This window comes from Mycobacterium sp. (genome assembly GCF_032162105.1).
GTDB lineage: Bacteria > Actinomycetota > Actinomycetes > Mycobacteriales > Mycobacteriaceae > Mycobacterium.
Map to the genome: position 1 here is coordinate 1 of NZ_JAVRPS010000545.1, position 4,711 is coordinate 4,711.

Consider the following 4,711-nt stretch of genomic DNA (forward strand, 5'->3'; position numbering starts at 1 on the left):
GATCGACTGCACGCCTCCTCCCCCGTGCTCGCTGCCTCAGCGTGGCCTTGGTGAATCGATGACCTGGGAGATATGGGTCAATGCCGGACGACGGCACGGGCGACCGACGTACGATTAGCCGCCCCTACGACGTTTATGTGCCGTCCGAATACACGGCCTAGAGCCGTACGGATACCGTAGGTTCGACTGGCTGACTGCCGGGCCCGCGCACGCATGATGGGCGGGCGTCCGCCGGGCCAGACGCGATGCTTCACCCGTGTTGCCACCGGGCTCAATGACGTCCGTCAGCCCGTACGTGCGAACGCGGGCGCAGACGTCACGTCTGCGGTGTGGATGCCGGGCCGGTGAGCCGTACCGTTCCCCGTGCGCGCACACGGCCTGACTCCGGCCCGGACGTACGCACCGGGCGCCGCTGGTCGCGCCGTCCGTGGCCACGGTGGTGACGTCGGACGTCATGTCACCCGACCCGCCGCCCGGTGACCCGCCCTCACACACAACGCACCTACCGTCCCACTAACCACTTGAGTAACAGTTTGGACTCACGTGCGTGTGACGCTGTGGCTACTGGCACGTTCGCACCTACGTTTCACGCATGACGATGACTGAAGCGGCTCGGGTGATACTCGTGGCCAACCAGAAGGGCGGGGTCGGCAAGTCGACGACCGTGGCAACCGTCGCCGAGATGATCGCCACCGCGGGAAAGAGGGGACGACGGGTCCTCGTCGTCGATGGCGACCCCCAGGCGAACGCCACGCTCGACGACCTGGGCGTGGACGGCGACCGCGGCCAATCTCTGGCGGCGACGCTGCAGTTCGGCACGCCGCTAGTGCCCGTGCGCAACGTCCGCGCTCACCTCGATGTCGTCGCCGGCGGCCCACAGTTGGCCATCGCTGGCGCTGCCGCGCACCTGATGACCGAGAACGGCATCGACATGGCGGCCAATCTGCAGAGCCAGCTCGCGGCGCTATGCAACGCCGAGGGATACGACGTGGTGTTGATCGACTCCGGCCCTGGCGACGTCCCACTCCTAGACACCTACTTGTCGGTCGCGAACTACCTACTCATTCCGACTCGCGATGACAAGGGCAGCCTCCGCGGTGTCGAACTCCTGGCTCGGCGGTTCTGGCGGGCCCGCAAGCGAGGGGCGTCCATCCAGCTGCTTGGCGTGTTGCTGTTCGATGTCAATCCGCGCGCGGAGAAGCGTAACGAGGAAGTGTTCGCTCAGATCAGCGAGATGCTTGAAGGTAGCGGCACGACGCCGTTCGACCTCACTATCCGCTCGGCGCCGGCCGCCGCCGTGGACATGCGGAACCTGCACAAGACAGCTGGCGAATTAGTCGCCCTGGCCCACGACGAGCGCCGCAGCCGGCTCTCGAAACTGCGGGACAAGAAGAGCCCGACGCGGGGCCTGTGGACCAGCGACCCAACCGGCCTGGCCGCCGACTATCAAGAGTTGGTGCGCCAGATCGTGGCACGCCTCCTCCGCTACGAGTCCTCGCCAGGCCCGGTCGGGGAGCGTGTCGGATGAGCACCGCTCGTCAAAAGCGTAAGCCGGTGTTCGATCCATCGGCTCTCGACGACGACCTCGACGACTTGTGGCCGGCGCGCCCAGACGCCGCCGCGGCACCGAAGGCCGCGCCACAACCCGTCGCCGCGGCGCCGGCGACACCCCCAGCAGCCGAGCGCCCGAGCCAGGCCGCGCCAACACCGGCCGCGCTGCAGCCCGTGCGGGACAGCGTGGTCGCGCAAGCCCGCCCGCCGCAGACGCCGGCAACGGGACCGGCCAACGGCGCCGCCAGCGATCAACCCCGACGCCTTGCCACCGTGACTGCGGCACCCGGGTCGGTCCGGAAACGGACCCGGCCCCCGGAGGTGCTGCTGTCCTCGGAGGTCTATGACGAGCTGTATCGCGTGCAGATCGCGGAGAAGAAGGTGCGCCGTGGACTCGCCAGGACGATGGGCACGATCGTTCTGGATGCCATCGAGGCTCACGCACCCCGGTTGGCGACTACCTGGACCACCGAGCGGTACGCAGTAGCGGAGGGGCAGTTGTTCGAGCGGCCCTCGTCGAACGCGGTGCCGCGACGGCGGCGGCACGCAACCGCGCCTCGAACCGTCGTGCTCTCCGGTGTGACGGCGGCCAACGGACAGCGGTTGGACAATCTAGTGCAAGCGTGGGGGGCCGGCACGCGCAGCGCCTTGGTGGAGCAGGCCCTGCGGTATGAGTTCGGCCTTCTGCCGGCATAGGTCCGGGCTGCTCGTCGGGTGGGCGGGCGCGGTAGCGGTGGTGGGTGATGGTGCCCGGTGTGCGGACTATCGACGGCCAGGTTCCAGCGGCGCGCTATCGGGGTAGATGTCGCGGCCGCGGTTGTAGTCGCGAGCAATGACGGCAAGCTGCGCGATGAACGCTTCACGGACGAACTGCGCGAACGTGTAACGACGCCCGGTGACGCGTTCGATGAGACGCACCGCAGCCCGCGCTCGTTGGTGAAGGTCGGTGGGGATGTTGACCTTGCTGAGCGCGGTCGCGGCACTGGCGCGTGAGTGCGCAACCTTAGGCATTGATCGCCGCGGGGCAGAACATGCCGAGGCGCTTCATGTGGGCGATCACGTCTTCGTAGTCCTTGGTGACCTCTTTGGCTCGATACCCGTACAGCGGCACGGGCAGGTAGTTGGTGTACGCCTCGTCGACGATCGAGGCGCGCCGCACAGCTGGGGTGACCTTGTCACCGAATCCGTCTTGCAGATACTCCATCTGCTCGCGGTAGACGCCGCCTTGAGCCGGTACCGCGCACGGGATGATCGCCAACAGGGGGATCTCGATCCGATACGTCTTCTTGATGGCCGTCAGTTCATGGAGCAGATCCTGGATGCCCTCCGATTCCTTTCCTGCGGGTTTGGTGCAGGTGATCAGACCCCATGTGCCAGCGGGTCCGTCTTCTTCGACAGAGGTCGCGATCAGTGCGGTGAGGACCAGCGCGCTGTTGGAGCCGGGGGAGTCGATGAGAGTGATGTCAACCGGCGTGGCCGCTTCCAGAGCGTCGCGCAACCGCATCACTCCGCCGGTGACGGCGGGCAGTTCGACCATGAGTTTGTCGAGGGTGGAACGGGCGGCCGGCACGACCGTGAGGTTGTCGATCTGCCCGCCTGCAGCGTCGTCATAGACGGGCACTCCATCTTCGCTGTAGCCCTGGATGACGCGGGCGGGTCGTTCGATGTCCTTGATGGTGGCCTCGAGGCGCAGGACGTTGGCGATGGTGGCGCCGGTGATGTTGGGGTAGCCGAGCCAGGTACTGGCGTTGGCTTGAGGGTCGAGATCGATGACCCGCACCCGCAGGCCGGTGGCGGCCAGTAGTACGGCGGAGGTGACGACTGAGGTGGTCTTGCCGACGCTGCCGGACATGTTGGCGACGGTGTAGGTGGGCATGAGTGCTGATCTCCTATCGCTGGCGAAGGCGCAGGCCGGTGATGCAGGCTGCATCACGCACGGCTCACGACGGGGCAGGGGCATTCGGTGATGCAGGCTGCATCACGCGCGGGCGGTGTCGAGGCGGTCGCGTTCCCACGCCGTGGGTTGGTAGCCGACCCGATCGATGAGCAGGTCGAGGTGGGCGACCGCATTGTCGTCCCACGCGTTGTCCTTGAGTTCGGCCGTGTGCAGTTCTGCTGCCGCGATGGCGCGGTGCCACGCCTTGGCGTTGCGTGCCTTTTCACCGGCGCCCTCGGCGCTGGCGTCCCAGTCCCGCAGCAGTGCGGTGACAGCCGAGGTACCGCTGCGCGCCGCGACACCGGACAGGTACTGCTGGACCAACACCTTGAGCAGTTCGGCATTGGTGGGTTGCAGGGCGACGAGCGCTGAGCACGCTTGCCGGCGATGGCCCTGGGCAGCTACGGCGGCGGCGACCTCGGCGCGCTTCTGCTCGGCGAGGGCGCCCGCCTCGTCATCACCGGCGTCGGCGGATGCCGCCTCGCCGTCGTCGGTGGCCGGTGACGGCGCACCTGCCGGCGAGCCGCGGCCGCTGTCGGCGGTGACCGGGGCGTCGTCGACGTCGTGTCGAGGCGGATCGTCCAATGGGGGGCTGGCCGCTATCGCGCGGGTGTAGAGGTCGAGGTGTCCGGTGCTCGGATTGATGGCACCCACGACGTCAACATCGGAGTTGTGATCGTTGCGGCTGATGCGGTGATCTGTGTAGTGATCGCCGAGCTCTGCCCGCGGATCCTCGATGAGGGCGATGCCCAGCGCAGCGGCCTCGGCCCGTGCATCGCGTTCGACGACAATCCGCTCGGCAGCGCGGGAAGCCGACCAGTTGTGCTGCAGGACCAAGCGTTGGGCCTCGATCTGTTCGGCCCGACGTCGGTCGGTGTCCTGATCGGGATCCTTGCTCTTCTGCCAGCGCCGCAGCGGGCCGTACGGCAACTTGCCTGAGAGGGCGGCCGCTTCGGCGCTGGGCAGTTCGCCGTCGTCGACTGCCTGGCGCACTTCGGGTGCGAGCAGAAGCAGTGCGAGCCGCCGCGAAACCGTGGCCTGGTCAACTCCCAGGCGGTCGGCAATGGCGCGTTGGGTCAGGCCGATCTCCGAGTAGCGCGCGAACAGATCTGCCTCGGCGAGGTCGGAGAGGTCTTGGCGGCCGAGGTTCTCGGCGGCCATGGCGTCCAGGTCGCCGTCGTCGGCCATGATCGCATCGTCGATAACCGCGGGCATGGTGTCGCG

Annotated in this window: 5 protein-coding genes; 2 read left to right on the plus strand and 3 right to left on the minus strand. The window is 67.6% G+C overall.

From position 1 onward, the window contains the following. Positions 1 to 592: 592 nt before the first annotated feature. Both QOC69_RS27900 and QOC69_RS27905 read left to right on the plus strand, forming a co-directional pair. Positions 593 to 1,528: a ParA family protein gene (locus QOC69_RS27900; RefSeq protein ID WP_526445766.1), complete on the plus strand. Its 936-nt coding sequence runs from the start codon at positions 593 to 595 to the stop codon at positions 1,526 to 1,528. Next, positions 1,525 to 2,247, plus strand: a complete 723-nt coding sequence (locus tag QOC69_RS27905; RefSeq protein ID WP_526445767.1) for a hypothetical protein — start codon at positions 1,525 to 1,527, stop codon at positions 2,245 to 2,247. The genes QOC69_RS27900 and QOC69_RS27905 overlap by 4 nt, the downstream gene beginning before the upstream one ends. A gap of 66 nt (positions 2,248 to 2,313) precedes the next feature. On the opposite strand, the gene QOC69_RS27910 is transcribed toward QOC69_RS27905, so the two are convergent. The 3 genes from QOC69_RS27910 to QOC69_RS27920 all read right to left on the minus strand — a co-directional run. Beyond that, positions 2,314 to 2,562 carry a hypothetical protein gene (locus QOC69_RS27910; protein ID WP_526445768.1) on the minus strand — a complete coding sequence of 83 codons (249 nt, stop codon included), beginning with the start codon at positions 2,560 to 2,562 and terminating at the stop codon, positions 2,314 to 2,316. After that, entirely contained in the window at positions 2,555 to 3,427 is an 873-nt protein-coding gene (locus QOC69_RS27915; protein ID WP_526445769.1) for a ParA family protein, read from the minus strand. Before QOC69_RS27915 ends, QOC69_RS27910 begins: the two co-directional genes overlap by 8 nt. A gap of 102 nt (positions 3,428 to 3,529) precedes the next feature. After that, a partial coding sequence (locus QOC69_RS27920; RefSeq protein WP_526445770.1) for a ParB-like helix-turn-helix domain-containing protein occupies positions 3,530 to 4,711 on the minus strand: 1,182 nt, incomplete at its 5' end.

Excerpts from the sequence above, each read along its gene's own strand:
- QOC69_RS27900 (WP_526445766.1), top strand. The coding sequence starts at position 593 with ATGACGATGACTGAAGCGGCTCGGGTGATACTCGTGGCCAACCAGAAG.
- QOC69_RS27905 (WP_526445767.1), top strand. The coding sequence starts at position 1,525 with ATGAGCACCGCTCGTCAAAAGCGTAAGCCGGTGTTCGATCCATCGGCT.
- QOC69_RS27910 (WP_526445768.1), bottom strand. The coding sequence starts at position 2,562 with ATGCCTAAGGTTGCGCACTCACGCGCCAGTGCCGCGACCGCGCTCAGC.
- QOC69_RS27915 (WP_526445769.1), bottom strand. The coding sequence starts at position 3,427 with ATGCCCACCTACACCGTCGCCAACATGTCCGGCAGCGTCGGCAAGACC.